Raw genomic sequence first — 16,159 nt, 5'->3', positions numbered from 1 at the left:
GATGATTTTTCTGGAACAGGCACTTGTTTCTATTATCTAGTCTATTGCTATCTTTGAACGGGTTCATCCAAGAAACTTCACTCTTGTCTTTCATGACAGCAAAAAAACGAGTAAGATGTCGAATGCCACCCTTACTCGTTTGTTAAAAACAGGCGTTTTGTTGATTTCTTCTCACTTTCTTTGTTCTTTTAAAAAGCTGGAATATTTGCGCCTTTAGAATTTTTCTTAATATACTCAGCGACTTCTTTCGTCGTCATTGCTTTTTTCAATACGTTGATTTTCTCGCTGTCTTTTTCCCCTTCTCTCGTTACCAGTTGCAGAGCGTAATGTTTGCTGGCAGCTTCATCTTCCAGTAAAATCGCATCTTTGGTCGATAAGCCCGCTGGTTCTAAGTAAGCAGGGTAACAAAAGACCATCGCAATGTCATTTTCATCATAGGCTTTTACTAGATTCAATAAATCGATTCGTTCAAACTGAAGATTTTTAGGATTGTCAACGATATCCGCCACTGTGCCGTTGAACCCGATGTTGTCCTTTAATTTGATGACACCATTTTTATTTAAGATTGCTAATGCCCGACCTTCATTTGTTGGATCGCTTGGAATACCGACCTTAGCATTTTTGGGCAATTGATCAGCATTCTTATAGTTTTTGGAATAAAAGCCCCCCGCAAAATAATAAATGGGTTGGACGGCGACTAAATCTGCTTTTTTTTCTTGATTGAACATTTCCATAAACGGTTCATGCTGTGCAAAATTGGCATCTGCTTCGTCATGTTGAACGGCATCATTATAAGCTACATTGTCACTTACTTCCATAATATCAATGGTATAACCCTGTTTCTCCACTTCTTTTTTGGCAATCTCCAAAATATCTTTTGATGACTCTAACTGAACAGCCACTTTGATTTCCTTTTTGTCTTTATCCGCTGAATGACCTCCACAAGCTGCTAAAGTTAAGATCGCAATCATTGCGAAACCAATCAAATAAAACTTCTTCATTCTTCTTCCTCCTATTTTCGTTTATCCAGTGTCTGAGCAACAAAGTTTCCCAGCATTTGTAAAATAAAGACTAAAACGATCATGATCACAATGGCGACATACATGACCCCATATTCATAGCGTTGATAACCGACACGAACAGCAAAATCACCGATTCCGCCACCGCCAATGACTCCCATGACAGTCGAATAGGAAACCATACTGACAGTCGTCGTCGTATACGCCAAGACTAAACCACTTCTCGCTTCTACTAGTAAAAAATGCCAGATATATTGAAAGCGAGTCGTCCCTAATGAATTGGCCAATGCATAAGTTTCGTCAGAAACATCCAGCAAGACCTGTTCAACTAGCCGGGCAAAGATAGTGATCGCAATGATACTAAGTGGTACAGAAGCTGGTATAGGACCAAAGGCTTTGCCTAATATCGCGCGAGTTACTGGGATCAACGCAATCACAAATAATAGATAGGGAAAAGAGCGGATCACTGTGACTAAAAAATTCAAAGTCCAATAAATCCAAGGATAACGACCACGAACTTTAGGATTCGCCAAAAACAACCCTAAACCTAGTGGCAATCCGCCAACCACACACACGCCCATCGAAATAGCCATCATGATGCCCGTTTCTTCGAGACTGGTCAGTAGCGCTGGCCAATACTCCATCATGCTTTGTGAATGAATCATTGCGCTAAGCTCCTTTTTATTTTTTCAAAATACGTCAAGTTTTCTTCCGTATAACGTTGTGGGTGATTTCTTAATTCGCCAATCAACTCGCCATTTTCCATGACCAAAATTCGTTGGCATAAGCTTTTCACGGTTTCTAATTCGTGACTAACAAAGAAAATTGTCGGCTGAAATTCTTCATGGACTTTATGCAATAAACGAATCACACTTTCCGTATTTTCTTCATCTAGTGAGCTGGTGGCTTCATCACACAATAAAATTTCTGGGTCACGTGTCAACGCCCGAGCAATCGACACTCGTTGCTTTTCACCGCCAGATAGTTTTATTGGATAAACAGCATCTTTATGAGCCATCCCAACAAAATTTAATAAATAATCGATTTTTTCACGATTCTTTTTCTTTTGCAGCTTCAATGGTAATGACACGTTTTCATACACCTTTAAGTTATCTAATAGATTATGGTTTTGGAAAATCATCCCCATTTTTTGTTTTTGCTGCCTTTTTTCTTTTTTGTTCAACTTTTGAACGGCCACACCATCGATTAGGATTTCCCCACTACTAGGTTCTTCCATTAAGTTCAACAAACGAAGTAACGTAGATTTACCAGAACCGCTTTTCCCAACAATTCCGATGATCTCACCTGGTTCGATTGTCAAATGAATATTCTTTACCGCTTGCGTGCCTTCATAGCTTTTAGTTACATTGATCAATTCAATCATCTGTTCCTCCAACGAAAAATAGTACACCTTATCAAACTGTTTGATAAAATTAGATAAATCAATTTATTGGTTTTCTATTTGAATAAAAAACGCTTCCTAAATACTAACTGTTTCTATAATGGCGGAGTATTCGTAAAAAAGCAACTTTTTTACTCATCTTCTATCTGTTTTTTAACTGTATTAATAATGGTGTTTTATAAACCGATTTATCTGTATCTTTTATGAACCCTCACTGTAACAAGCATGTATTCTATCTATTGCCATTAATCACCATAGGCTAACAACGTTGTTATTTCTTTTTTCAACAAATTCAGTTTCTTTTTCATAAAAACGAAAAATAGGAGGAAAAGAAAAAGCGGTCAAACGATCGCTGTTGTCGATCGTTCAACCAATTTTTCAATGGCTCTATAATTTGAGAGTGGGACAATAGTTCTTTCTCAAAAAGAAAATAAGTTCGACTTTGATGGCTAGTGTCAAAATCGAACTTATTTTTTCTATTATGTACACTTTCCTCTCCATATATTTTCCTAATTTTCTTAAATTTAATGCCATCAGTGCCAAACCAATATCAATCGTTGCTCCTTGTTTCCCACGCAAATGGAAACGATGGAACGCCAAGTGAGTCTTTAGATGCCCGAACACTGGTTCGACCTCGATTTTCTCCTCTAAAAGCTTTTTTCTGCATTCTGCTTTGAAATAGCGCCAATTATTATTTACTTGAATTTTTCGCTTTTGTTCACTTTTCGCACGCGTACATTAACGACGGACTGGACAGTTCCGACAATCCTCACATTCATAGATTTTGAAATCTTGAATAAAGCCACCTTTATATTTCGACTATCATTTTTGAACGGTATCGGACGATTAGCTGGGCAAATGTATTCATCTTGTTCTTCAAGGTAGTGCCAGTTTTCCACGTTAAATGGATTCTCCTTGTATTTCTTTTTGTTTTCTTTGTGATAACTTAGGATCTTTTTGATTAATCAATTAATCAACATGAAATAACAAAAAAATCTGAGACAGAATGAGGTTCATTCTGACCCAGATTTGATTTTACACCACTCATCAGTCCTTATTGACAAAGAGCCAAGGTTTACACACTTTTTGTAAACTATCTTGTCATAGATATAGTTGTATTTTGTGCAATAGATTTCTCTGAATTATTTATAACTATACTTTCTAGTTTTTTTGAAAGGTTCTGTTTCAATGATATGTCTCTTTTATTTCTTTCTTTAGCAAAGTTAATATTGAGTTTATTATACTCATTAAGAAACTTTTTTGCTTCAAAAGGACTTATTTTCCCTTTGCCTTCAAGCGAATTTATATGATTTACCTCCTTAATTATTTCAGCTTGAATATGAAATTTTTCCGACTCTAATTTTGGAATTATGTTACGATTTATCTCATTAAGGTCTGCTTTTACGTCACTAATATTACGAGGATTTTCAAATTGAGTCCTATACTGATTCTGTAATAGTAAAAGTAACTCTTTTTCTTGCCTACGGAAAGCATTGATTTCTTGAGTTTTCTCGTTGAACTGGGATATAAGTTTTTTACTTCTTATTAGAATACGTTCTGTTTCTTGTAGAGAAATAGTAGGTTGCTTTGTGCGTGATGTTGTCGTAGGTTGCTCTGTGTGTGATGTTGTCATAGTTGATTTACTTGTGCTCACAGAATGGGTTTTCTTTGATTCTATAGACTCTTGTAATTGATTTACCATGTCTTTACAATTGGATATAAGATAGTCGATATGCTTTTTATTTGTACTTAAAACTTTTATTTCTTTATAGCATTCTTTAAGCATTTTTTTGTTCTTTATTTTATGCTTTCTTAAATTTACCTTTTGCTGTGTCATTTTACCATATTCAATTACTATATCATTTCTTAGTTTACGGAATTTCGAGCAAAAATTTTGAACCCGCTGGAGATTCGTTTGTAATTGATTAACTTCTATAGAACTTTCAGTAGAAATTCCCTCTTTTAATTTTTTAAAATCTGTCTCTTCTTGCTTAATAAGATTCTTTATTTTTTTATGTAAAAATTTTTTAGCAGAATATGGTTGTCTTGAAACATCATCTTGTATTTCATCTAAATGTTTTAAGTTCCCCTTATTTCTGTGTTTTGAGTGTAGTTTTTTGTGTGAATAAGTTTTATCAGATAAACGGGTGGTTTCATTCCTGTTTTCTAAATCTAGTACTTTTCCTAATCCCCTCCCTTGATTTTGGTTGTCTAAACTAGGCAGTGCCCTTGCTCCGCCTATTCCACTTGCTATGCTTAAAGCATTAAGAAAAGTAACTATCATTTTGTCTAATCTCATATGCCATCAATCTCCTTTTCATTTAATGATTTTCACTTATCCTATGGAAAATAAAAACTTATACAGAAAAAATTCTGTTTCAAAAGCCATAATGCACCGATCAACAAAAGTTAGACCAAAAATCTAACGTCTGAAACTTTAATTTTCCCAAAGTCTGTTCGAGTCTTTCTAATCAAACCAACTAGTCCTTCACGTTCCTATTTTTGTACCCAACGATAGAGTGCACATAGAGACGCTTCACTTTTAATAGATATTTACCTTAGCTACTACATTTTTATCTAAAAGAGTTAATCCTTGGCTACTATCTGCCACAGTAGATGGTTCATTTATTGTAGAAGCATATCCAGAGATTGTGCTTTCAGATACGCTAATTCCAATAGTTAAAATATCTAAAGATAAGATAAACTTATTTTTCATTTTCTATTACCTCGAAATCCAAAAAACAGAAAGCGCTTTCTGGATAAATCATAACAGAGAAATCAAATTATATATATAAAAGTCATAAAAAATAGTTTTCATGTCATAATCGTTCATTTTTTCTGTATTGTCCTTTATTTATAAAAAATTATTTCCACATCCACAGTCAATAAGAGCAACGAAATTCAATTCATTTTAGGATATAGATTAAGGTTTTGATATAAAAAGTCAAAATTTTTTGCATACAAATAATTTACAATTGTTATTATATTTTATAAAGGTAATTTATAAATTTATTCATTGTTCATTTGTACAGGTTGATCGTATTTTACAAATCAATCAACTAGATAAATTACTATAAGGAGTAGCGAGAGATAATTTAGTGATAGATATCTAAAAAGATACCATGAAAAATTGGTTTAATTAAACAATTACGGAGGAGTAAATATTAGCGATTATGACGTAAAACACATATTTTATGAAATTTTTTTACATAACTTAAAGTATATAATATATCAGAATAAGAAAGCGTTTTTTTGTTGAAAGTGTTATCTAACACCTTTTAAGGAGACTTAAATAATGTGAAGAAAAAAATATTACTTGGTATTTATTTTGTCTCATTGTCTTTCAAAACACAAAAAATATCTGAGACAGAATGAGGTTCATTCTGACCCAGATTTGATTTTACACCACTCATCAGCCCTTATTGACAAAGAGCTTTTTCAATTTGTTTTGATCTGACTTAGTAAAACGGTTAGACTTTCCATGAATTTTTGTGCAATTTCGCTTAATTGGCGCTTAGCAGAATAAATCACATACAATTCATTTTGGGGACTATTTGCCAATGGAATCAAACGTAAATACTCTTTGATCTCACCAATGACCAGCCCAGAACCTGAAGCATAAGCATCTGTTTCTAACACGATATTCATCAATGTTCCCCGATCACTCGTATAGATAACCGTTTCTTGATCAGGACTTTCAATCAAGTCTTCATAAAAATAAGGAAAATTATTGCCATCTTGTGTAAATCTCACTTGGGGATAAGGAAGTAATTCTTCTTTAAAAATTTCTTTCTTCTCACTGAGCGGATGTCCCTGACGTAAAAAAATGTGCGTTTGAAATTCTCCTAATGAATGGGCAACTAGCTCCCCTTGCTCTAAGTAGCGCTTGATCCCTGCTTGATTGTGTTCATTCATATAAAGAATCCCAATCTCACTATGCTGATCCTTCACTTCTTCAATCACATTAGCAGTCGTTGTTTCAACGATTCGAAACTGTTTGATCTCACTTTTGAAAGAAGAGATCAACTTTGCTGTTAAAGGACCTAAGAAATCATAATGTTGCGAAGCAATTGAAAAGCTTTCACGCTTCTCATTCGTCAAATAATAGTTTTCTAAAGACTCTAACTGTAAGAGAATCCGTTCCGCTCTTTTTAAAAACTCTTGTCCTTCCTCAGTCAGATACGCCCCTCGATTCGTTCGAGTGAACAGCGTGATCCCTAACTCGGTTTCTAATTCTTTGATTCCTGCGGAAAGACTTGGTTGTGCGACATAGAGTTTTTTAGCTGCTTCTCTGAAACTCCCATTGTTCGCTACAGCAATTACATATTTTAATTGTTGGAAGTTCACTGATGATCCCTCACAAAATAACTGATTGGACGATTTTTCAACGGTTGGAGCGGACGGTTGTTTGGTTGTGCATACTGTCCTTTAAAAGGAATCAAGAAATCTTTATTTAGTTTTTGCACTTGATCCATGACAAACCATTGGATTGGTCCACTCGTTGGTGGCGTAGTTAAAGAGCCGACATAATGGTAATGGCTTTTTTGTTCAGGAAAAAGAACCAATGGATTGGTCCAATGTTCATGTTTTTCTACATTCCAACTATCGCCATTGTCTCGATCGTACAACCAACCTTCATCCGTCGTTAGCTGAAACATCACACCAACAACTAAGTTTTCTTTTTTAGCATTCATATGAACAAAGTGGAACTCGATATCTTCTTGATTACCATTGATCAGATGTTCAGAAGGCATATGAAAATGGATATCTGTGAGATAATATTTCTGACCTTTAAATTCGACATAACTAAGCTGATCATAAGGAACCAAGTGGATCGTATTTTTAAATTCTTTATCTGTAAACCGTTGCTTCTGATAATGAAAAGCAATGGTATCTGATTGATCCTTCGCTGGCTCACAAGTGGTCAATGGAATGGGCGACTGCAATTCAAACGCCGCACCTTTAGCAAACCAGTCGCATAATTCAGCCCAATGTTCCGGTCCTCTTTCTCCCGTATATCCCCATTCAACATCCATATTCTTTTTCACTTTTATTCCTCCTGCATCTTTGCAAAATTTTCTATTGTTGACTATTTTTAACGATCGTTGAAACAGTCGCTAAAAAGTCTTCTTTTCCATAAAATTCTTGATTCAGTAATTCAGGGAAAATCTCGTTGAAGAAATACTTGACAGAAGGACGATGCTCAAACCCTTTGATCGTAGTTACCGCTTCAATAAACATCTCTTTATATACTTTTTCTGGATTGTTCTTGATGATCTCTTCAAATGATTCGTACAATAGATCGACTTTATCAGAGATTGCTAATAACTCACCTTCCACTGTGTCATCTTTTCCTTCAAACAATCGCCGGCGGTATACTTCTTGAAACTCTTCCGGAATCTCTTGGTTGATGAACTCATCCGTCATCTTTTCTTCAACTGTTTGTAACATTCCCCGTAACTCTTTATTTGCATACTTGACCGGTGTTTTGATATCCCCGATAAAACGTTCTGTGTAATCGTGATTTAACGCTTTTTCATAAAGTAATTTCCAATCGATCGCTTGACCATGAACCTCTTCAATGTCACCTAAGACTTGAGCAATCGAAGCCACTCGATAAGAATGAGCGGCTACCGTATGTTCAGTAAATTTAAAGAACCCTGGCGCTCGTGTAATTTTTTCCAAATTATTCAAACCTAAAATAAATTCATTCAATCCCATAAAATAGCCTCCCCTTTACTTTTCCGATGATTTTATCATTAAATAACTATCTTTCGCAAACATCCCGTTTGTAAATCAACGAAAAATTAATTTTTTTGATGAGAATCATGCCATTCTTGCTATAAAAAAATAGAAACCAGAAAAACAACTCTAGTTTCCATCAAAATAATCATAAGATTCAAAACCAACTCTGTGTAAGCTCCTCGCCTTAAAAACGACAAGCGAAGTACAGCAACTATTAGTTCAGAAACATTCAAAACAACATAGCTCTAAAACTTAGAAGCTGTCTTTTCAGTCACTACATAAGTTTTGGAAGCATTCAAAACAACATAGCTCTAAAACCTCGCAGGAATTTTTTTCTTACGAAATTTCGTAATCGCGCTACTCGTCCATAGCAAAACTTTCGCCTTGAATGCTTCCTTTGTTTCATTCAGTTGTTTTGTTTGATCCTAGTATACCATGGATTTTGTTCAACGAAAGCCCTTTTTTGAGTCTTTTGTTTTTGTTCCATCTTCATTTCCTTCGTTACTGTTTTAACCAGTCCGCTGGATTCTTTTTCCATTCTTTTAACAAGGCTAATTCCGCTTCATCAATATATTTTTCGGCTAATGCCGTTTCAATCAAGACAGAATAATTCGTGAGAGTAAATAGTGGTAACTCTGCTTTGGCAAAATTTTCTTCACCTGATGGTAGTTCATACGTAAAGATGGCTGCTACGCCTAATACATTTGCGCCTTCTCTTTTGGCTGCTTCCGTTGCTTCTAAAACGCTTTGGCCTGTCGAGATCAAATCTTCGATCACAACCATTTTTTGACCTTCAAAAATCCGTCCTTCGATTTGATTGCCTTTACCGTGATCTTTCGCTTTACTACGGATATAAACCATAGGCAAGTCCAAGATTTCTGCCACCCATGCAGCGTGAGGGATTCCTGCTGTTGCTGTACCAGCAATGACTTCCACGTCAGGGAATGCTTGCTTGATTTTTTCTGCTAACCCTTGAGCAATTGCTTTTCTGACTTTTGGATAACTCATCGTGATGCGGTTGTCACAATAAATCGGGCTTTTTAGTCCACTTGCCCACGTGAATGGTTCATTTGGGCTTAAGAAAACCGCTTCAATAGCTAACAAATCTTTGGCAATGTTCTTTTCAATCGTATTCAAATTGATCGACTCCATTCTTCTTTGATTGTTTGATAGGCTTGGTAGGGATCTTTCGCTTGAGTGATTGGTCGTCCAACCACGATAAACGTTGAACCAATTCCTCGAGCTTGGGCAGGCGTGACGATCCTCGTTTGATCACCTGCGACGCTTCCTTCTGGTCTGATACCCGGAGAAAGGCAAATGAAATCTTGGCGGGTAGCTGCTTTGATGCCACTCACTTCTAAGGCAGAAGAAACAACGCCATCTAGTCCGGCAGCTTCGGCACATTTCGCATAATGGATCACACTTTCTTCTAAGGGAACTTGGATCAATTGATCATGATGCATATCCGCTTCACTCGTTGAAGTAAGCTGAGTGATTGCTAACAACAATGGGCGTTTTTTGCCAGCAGGCGTTCCTTCTTCTAGCCCACGTAGTGCCGCTTGCATCATTTTGATTCCGCCAGCTGCATGGACACAAGTGATATCCACGCCTAGTTTTGCTAACCCACGCATGGCTTTTTCCACCGTGTTAGGGATATCATGAAGTTTCAAGTCTAAAAATACTTCATGTCCAGCATCTTTCAACCAACGAACAATAATCGGTCCTTCCTGATAAAATAATTCCATTCCGATTTTTACAAATAATTTTTCCTCTTCAGGGAATAGTTGCATAAATTGTTCCACTTCTTGCCACGTCGAAAAGTCTAAAGCAATAATTGGTCGTTGGTTCATTTCATTCGTTCCTCTCTTACTTCTTTGATTAGTTGTTGGAGGGATTCGATCCCTAATTCTGCCATTCGTACGGGTAGTTCTTCAATCAGTTTCGGACAAATGTACGGATCCGTAAAATTAGCTGTTCCTACTGCCACGGCACTGGCTCCTGCCATGAACATCTCTAAGACATCGTCAACGGTTTGGACCCCGCCCATACCAATGATCGGTAACTCGGAAACAGCAGCAACTTGATGGATCAAACGAATTGCCACTGGTTTGATCGCAGGACCAGAAAGACCGCCTGTCTGATTAGCTAAAATAGGTTGACGTGTTTTCAGATCGATCCGCATTCCAAGAAGCGTATTGATCATCGTAAAGCCATCTGCCCCACCGCTTTCGATTGCTTGTGCGATGGGCACGATATCCGTCACATTAGGGGAAAGTTTCACATAAACTGGTACACTTGCAACCTTTTTGACAGCTTTCGTCAATTGAAAGGCAACGTCTGGGTCTGTCCCAAAGGCAATGCCGCCATGTTTGACATTCGGGCAAGAAATATTCAACTCGATCGCTTTGACATTCGGCGCTTCACCAATTTTACAACAAACCTCGACATAGTCTTCTTCACAGGCACCAGCGACATTCGCAATGATAGGTAAATCTGGATAGACAGCTAATTCTGGTAACAGTTCATTCATGACAACTTCCAGACCGGGATTTTGCAATCCGATCGCATTCAACATACCGGAGGGTGTTTCCGCCACACGTGGGGTGGGATTACCAAACCTTGCATGTGGCGTTGTCGCCTTGACCATAATCGACCCCAATTGATTCAAATCGTAATATTTCCCATATTCTTTTCCAAATCCAAAGCATCCACTGGCTGGCATGATCGGATTTTTCAATTCCAAACCTGGGAGCTTAACTGCTAAGGGATTACTCATAAGACAACCTCTCCTACTTTAAAAATTGGCCCTTCGTCACACACCTTGACACTTTTTGTTCCAGTTTCATCATCCGGTCGATGACAAACGCACGCATAACAAGCACCGATACCGCAAGCCATTCGTGATTCTAAGGACAATTGGACATTTGGGTGATCCACAAAAAGTTGTTCGACTGTTTTTAAGAGACCATTTGCACCACAAGCAAAGACAGCTTTTGGTTGCTTATGAGTACTCATTAGCAGATTCCCGACGTTTCCATGGATCCCATAAGTACCATCATCCGTCGCTACTCTGATTTCACCTAATTCATGAAACTTTGCTTCATGGTACATGACTTCTTTTGATGCAAATCCTAAAAAATTGGTGACTTTTACGTCCCGCATATTCAGTTGTTTGGCTAATTCATATAAAGGTGGGATACCAATTCCTCCCCCTACGATGAACACTTCATCTCCTGCGGACAACCCAGATAGATCAAAGCCATTGCCTAATGGACCTAAAACGTCTAAAGAATCGTCAGCTTTCAACGTAGAAAATTCTTTCGTTCCTTCACCTTCGATTCGATAGATGATCTGGCAAGTGTGGTTTTGTTGATCAATCGAATGGATACTGATGGGGCGGCGTAAAAGCAAATCTGCTCTAGGTACTCGAATATTCAAAAACTGCCCAGGTATTAACATTTCTTTGACCAATTCTCCTTTTAAAGTCAATTCATAAATACGTGGTGCTAGTTGTGTTTGTTGAATGATTGTCATGACTTCTTGCTTCATATCTGCTCTCCTCTTTGGGATTTTTTCATTGCCAAACATCTCGACAAAAGTGATCCTTTCAGCCAATGTCAGTAACAAGGCGAACGTAAACGATCACTTTTATCTTTGTTTAGGTGCCTACAAGCTATTTTAACTATTACTTAATCGTTATAGGAACTGTCACTTTAGAACATGCTGATCAAATCGCTTGTGTTGAAAAAGCTCGAGACTCCATTACCCGAATGATCGCATCCGCTGTATCTAATGAAGTAAATAAAGGAATACCATGTTCAACTGCTTCTCGGCGAATGATAAATCCGTCTTTCGAGGCATTTCCTCGATCTTTATCGATGGTATTAACAACGACCTGTGCTTTTCCTTCTCGAATCAACTCAACAACATTTTTCTCCGTTGCTTTTTCAGAGATTTTAGCAACAGGCGTGACGATCAGCCCATTTTTTTCAAAATAAGTTGCCGTATGCTTGGTAGCTAATAGGCTGTAACCAATTTCTGAAAAACGTTTAGCTAGTGCTAACGCTTCTTCTTTAGTTTCATCAGCGATCGTGAACAAGACGGCACCATAATCTGGTAGGCGTAGACCTGATGCTTCAAACGCTTTGTATAATGCTTTATCTAAGTTTTGATCAGAGCCCATGACTTCTCCAGTAGATTTCATTTCAGGGCCTAAATAGGTATCCACTTGTTGCAATTTAGTAAACGAGAACACAGGAGCTTTCACATGAACAGCGTTGGATTCTGGATATAAGCCATTCGTAAAGCCTAAGTCACTTAACTTTTCACCTAAGATCGCTTTTGTGGCGATTTGAGCCATCGGTATTCCTGTAACTTTACTTAAAAACGGAACCGTTCGACTTGCACGAGGATTGACTTCGATCACGTAAACTTGATTGTCGTGGATCACGAATTGGATATTCATCATACCGATGCAGTTTAATCCACGAGCTAAGCGAATCGTATAGTCTTCAATGGTTTGTTTGATCTCTGCTGAGAGTGCTTGTGGCGGATAAACAGCCATGGAATCCCCCGAATGGACCCCTGCACGTTCAATGTGTTCCATGATTCCAGGGATTAGAACTGTTTCCCCATCACAAATGGCATCTACTTCACATTCACTTCCAAGCAAATAACGGTCAATCAAAACAGGATGTTCTGGGGAAGCTTTCACTGCATGTTCCATATAATCTTCCAAATCTTGTTGATTTTCAACGATTTCCATTGCTCGACCGCCCAAGACATAACTTGGTCTGACAAGAACCGGATAACCGATTTTTGAAGCGATCCCTACTGCTTCTTCTTTACTAGTTGCAGTATCACCTAGTGGCTGAGGTACTTCCAGGCTTCTTAAGGCTTGTTCAAATAAATCACGGTTTTCAGCTCGATCTAGATCTTCAATTGTAGTACCTAAAATTTTGACGCCCGCTTGAACTAACGGCTCCGCTAAATTGATAGCTGTCTGACCACCAAACTGGACGATTACCCCAATCGGTTGTTCAAGTTCAATGACATTCATCACATCTTCAAAAGTCAGTGGTTCAAAGTACAGTTTATCAGAGATCGAGAAATCGGTTGAAACTGTTTCAGGATTGCTATTCATGATAATCGCTTCATAACCTGCTTGTTGGATCGCTTTTACTGAATGGACTGTCGCATAATCAAACTCGACCCCTTGACCGATCCGAATGGGTCCAGAGCCTAAGACAAGAACAGAATCTTTTGCGGATCGTTCACTTTCATTTTCAACTTCGTATGAGCTGTAAAAATAAGGCGTCTGTGAAGCAAATTCAGCCGCGCACGTATCGACCATTTTGTATACGGGTTTGATGTCGGATTTTTCACGTAGCTCTCTGATTTGTTTCGCTTCAGTTTTCCACAGTTCAGCAATCTTTTGATCTGTAAACCCGTTTTGTTTCACAGTACGTAAGACGTTTTCATCCTGCGGGTGTTCCAACAGTTCAGTTTCTAGTTCAACGATATGGAGCAACTTGTCTAAAAAGAACAAATCGATCTTTGTCAACTCTGCCAATTCTTCAATTGGATAGCCGCGGCGAATCGCCTCTGCGACATAGAATAAGCGATCATCTTGGGCACGGACGACTTTTTCGATCAATTCACTATCATCGATCATGTTTAGTTCTGGTAGTTCCAAATGGTGTGTCCCGATCTCTAAAGAGCGGACAGCTTTTAATAGGGATTCTTCAATGTTACGACCAATCGCCATCACTTCGCCAGTTGCTTTCATTTGAGTTCCTAAAACTCGTTCCCCATTCTCAAATTTATCGAATGGCCAACGAGGAATCTTAGCAACGACGTAGTCCAAAGCTGGTTCAAATTCTGCATAAGTCGTTCCAGTTACCGGATTCTTCATTTCATCAAGTGTTAAACCTAAAGCGATCTTAGCCGCCAATTTTGCAATCGGGTAACCAGTTGCTTTACTTGCTAAAGCAGAAGAGCGTGAAACACGTGGGTTAACTTCGATCACATAATAATTGAAGCTATGTGGATCAAGTGCAAGTTGGACATTGCAGCCGCCTTCGATTTTCAATGCACGAATAATCGCTAATGATGCATCACGCAACAGCTGGTATTCATGATCTGAAAGGGTCTGACTTGGGGCGAAGACGATCGAATCGCCTGTGTGGATACCCACTGGGTCAAAATTTTCCATGTTACAAACAACAATGGCATTATCAGCCGAGTCACGCATAACTTCGTATTCAATTTCTTTGAATCCAGCAATACTGCGTTCGATCAAACATTGGGTCACTGGAGAAAGGCTCAGACCATTTTCTGCGATCACTCGAAGTTCTTCTTCATTTTTACACATTCCACCACCCGTTCCACCTAACGTGAAAGCGGGACGAACGATGATTGGATAGCCAATTTTATTAGCAAATTCGACTGCTTCTTCAACAGTTGTGACGATTTCAGATTCGGGGATTGGTTGATTCAGTTCTTCCATCAACTTTTTAAATAAATCACGATCCTCTGCTTGATCGATAGCAGATAATTTTGTTCCTAACAGCTCAATGCCTAGTTCATCTAAAATACCAGATTCTGCTAGTTCCATTGCCATGTTCAAGCCCGTTTGTCCGCCTAAAGTCGGTAACAAAGCATCAGGACGTTCTTTTCGCAAGATCCTTGAAACAAATTCTAGTGTGATCGGTTCGATATACACTTGATCGGCAATTTCTTGATCAGTCATGATCGTTGCGGGATTAGAATTTACTAAAACGACCTCATATCCTTCTTCTTTCAAAGCAAGGCAAGCTTGGGTTCCGGCATAGTCAAATTCCGCCGCTTGACCAATGATGATCGGACCTGATCCAATCACCATAATTTTTTTGATATCTGTACGTTTTGGCATGTTTATTTCTCCTCTCCTGCATCCATCATTTCCATAAATTCATCAAATAAATGAAGCGCATCATGTGGACCGGGAGCTGCATCAGGATGGAATTGGACGCTAAACGCTGGATAATGGCGATGTCTAATTCCTTCCACAGTCCCATCATTTACTTCTACATGGGTGATCAGCAACTGATCTGGATCAACTGTTTTTTCATCCACAGCATAGCCGTGATTTTGAGAAGTAAAATCGATCCTTCCAGTCGCGATTTCTCGGACAGGATGATTCAAGCCACGATGACCAAATTTCATTTTATAGGTATCCGCACCATTAGCTAAGGCAAACAATTGATGCCCTAAACAGATCCCGAAAATTGGTATTTTCCCTTGGATTTCTCGAATCATTTCAATAGCTTCTGGTACGTCTTTTGGATCTCCTGGTCCATTCGTCAGCATGACGCCATCCGGTGCTAGGGAGAGAATTGTTTTTGCATCCGTATTATAAGGTAATACGGTTAAATTGCAGTTTCTTTTACTTAGTTCACGCAAAATACTATGTTTCAAACCAAAATCAATGACAGCCACATTTTTTCCAGTTCCAGGACTTGGATATGGTTTACTCGTTGAGACTTGTTGCACTTGGTTTGTAGCTAAAACGGTCGCTTTCAATTGATCAAAAGCATGTTCAAAGGAATCACCAGCATCCACGATACTCGCTTTCATCGTTCCAACTTGACGGATTTTTCGTGTCAAGGCACGAGTATCGATCCCTGAAATTCCAGGGATACCTTTTCGTTTCAAAAACTCGTCCAATGTCATTTGACTCCGCCAATTAGAAGCCACTCTCGCATGTTCTTTGACGACTACGCCCTTGCAAGTTGGTGCGATGGATTCATAATCATCACGGTTGACACCGTAATTTCCCACCATCGGATACGTAAAGGTAATGATTTGCCCATTGAAACTTTGGTCTGTGATCGTTTCTTGATAGCCTGTCATGCTAGTAGTAAACACGATCTCGCCAAACACATTATTATTCGCTCCGAATGCTTTTCCTTTAAAAACTGTTCCGTCTTCTAAAATCAATAATCGTTCCATT

Annotated in this window: 14 protein-coding genes and 1 pseudogene; all 15 read right to left on the bottom strand. The window is 38.4% G+C overall.

Annotated features, from left to right (window positions below; translation table 11 throughout):
* Positions 1-188: 188 nt before the first annotated feature.
* On the bottom strand, positions 189-1,001 hold the full coding sequence (locus tag AB3I42_RS07175; RefSeq protein WP_010737549.1) for a MetQ/NlpA family ABC transporter substrate-binding protein: 813 nt from the start codon (positions 999-1,001) through the stop codon (positions 189-191).
* An 11-nt stretch (positions 1,002-1,012) separates the two neighbouring features.
* On the bottom strand, positions 1,013-1,684 hold the full coding sequence (locus tag AB3I42_RS07170; RefSeq protein ID WP_010737548.1) for a methionine ABC transporter permease: 672 nt from the start codon (positions 1,682-1,684) through the stop codon (positions 1,013-1,015).
* A complete protein-coding gene (locus AB3I42_RS07165; protein ID WP_368022403.1) occupies positions 1,681-2,403 on the bottom strand; it encodes an ATP-binding cassette domain-containing protein in 723 nt (240 codons plus the stop codon). Before AB3I42_RS07165 ends, AB3I42_RS07170 begins: the two co-directional genes overlap by 4 nt.
* 405 nt (positions 2,404-2,808) lie before the next feature.
* A pseudogene (locus AB3I42_RS07160) lies at positions 2,809-3,368 on the bottom strand (transposase); the annotation flags it as partial.
* Positions 3,369-3,514: 146 nt separating this feature from the next.
* On the bottom strand, positions 3,515-4,720 hold the full coding sequence (locus AB3I42_RS07155; RefSeq protein ID WP_131773143.1) for a hypothetical protein: 1,206 nt from the start codon (positions 4,718-4,720) through the stop codon (positions 3,515-3,517).
* Positions 4,721-4,963: 243 nt separating this feature from the next.
* Positions 4,964-5,137 (bottom strand): hypothetical protein, encoded by a 174-nt coding sequence (locus AB3I42_RS07150; protein WP_010737544.1) that lies wholly within the window; start codon positions 5,135-5,137, stop codon positions 4,964-4,966.
* A 722-nt stretch (positions 5,138-5,859) separates the two neighbouring features.
* Positions 5,860-6,768 carry a LysR family transcriptional regulator gene (locus AB3I42_RS07145; RefSeq protein WP_010737543.1) on the bottom strand — a complete coding sequence of 303 codons (909 nt, stop codon included), beginning with the start codon at positions 6,766-6,768 and terminating at the stop codon, positions 5,860-5,862.
* Positions 6,765-7,469 (bottom strand): carbonic anhydrase family protein, encoded by a 705-nt coding sequence (locus tag AB3I42_RS07140; RefSeq protein WP_010737542.1) that lies wholly within the window; start codon positions 7,467-7,469, stop codon positions 6,765-6,767. Before AB3I42_RS07140 ends, AB3I42_RS07145 begins: the two co-directional genes overlap by 4 nt.
* A 31-nt stretch (positions 7,470-7,500) precedes the next feature.
* Entirely contained in the window at positions 7,501-8,142 is a 642-nt protein-coding gene (locus AB3I42_RS07135) for a YfbR-like 5'-deoxynucleotidase (RefSeq protein WP_010719207.1), read from the bottom strand.
* Between the two features lie 525 nt (positions 8,143-8,667).
* Positions 8,668-9,318 carry an orotate phosphoribosyltransferase gene (pyrE, locus tag AB3I42_RS07130; RefSeq protein WP_164907395.1) on the bottom strand — a complete coding sequence of 217 codons (651 nt, stop codon included), beginning with the start codon at positions 9,316-9,318 and terminating at the stop codon, positions 8,668-8,670.
* The gene (gene pyrF / locus AB3I42_RS07125; protein ID WP_010719209.1) at positions 9,300-10,016 is read right to left on the bottom strand and encodes an orotidine-5'-phosphate decarboxylase; all 717 of its coding nucleotides are present in this window, start codon (positions 10,014-10,016) and stop codon (positions 9,300-9,302) included. Before pyrF ends, pyrE begins: the two co-directional genes overlap by 19 nt.
* On the bottom strand, positions 10,013-10,942 hold the full coding sequence (locus tag AB3I42_RS07120; RefSeq protein ID WP_368022402.1) for a dihydroorotate dehydrogenase: 930 nt from the start codon (positions 10,940-10,942) through the stop codon (positions 10,013-10,015). The genes pyrF and AB3I42_RS07120 overlap by 4 nt, the downstream gene beginning before the upstream one ends.
* On the bottom strand, positions 10,939-11,715 hold the full coding sequence (locus AB3I42_RS07115; RefSeq protein WP_131773144.1) for a dihydroorotate dehydrogenase electron transfer subunit: 777 nt from the start codon (positions 11,713-11,715) through the stop codon (positions 10,939-10,941). The genes AB3I42_RS07120 and AB3I42_RS07115 overlap by 4 nt, the downstream gene beginning before the upstream one ends.
* 178 nt (positions 11,716-11,893) lie before the next feature.
* Positions 11,894-15,079, bottom strand: coding sequence for a carbamoyl-phosphate synthase large subunit (gene carB, locus AB3I42_RS07110; RefSeq protein WP_181914515.1), 3,186 nt, complete (start codon positions 15,077-15,079; stop codon positions 11,894-11,896).
* 2 nt (positions 15,080-15,081) lie between these two features.
* Positions 15,082-16,158, bottom strand: a complete 1,077-nt coding sequence (locus AB3I42_RS07105; protein WP_010737537.1) for a carbamoyl phosphate synthase small subunit — start codon at positions 16,156-16,158, stop codon at positions 15,082-15,084.
* Position 16,159 lies beyond the last annotated feature (1 nt).

It is taken from the genome of Enterococcus sp. C53 (genome assembly GCF_040887425.1).
Classification (GTDB): domain Bacteria; phylum Bacillota; class Bacilli; order Lactobacillales; family Enterococcaceae; genus Enterococcus_B; species Enterococcus_B hirae.
The sequence above is the reverse complement of the archived record's forward strand: the minus strand, read 5'-3'. Positions and strand labels throughout refer to the sequence as shown.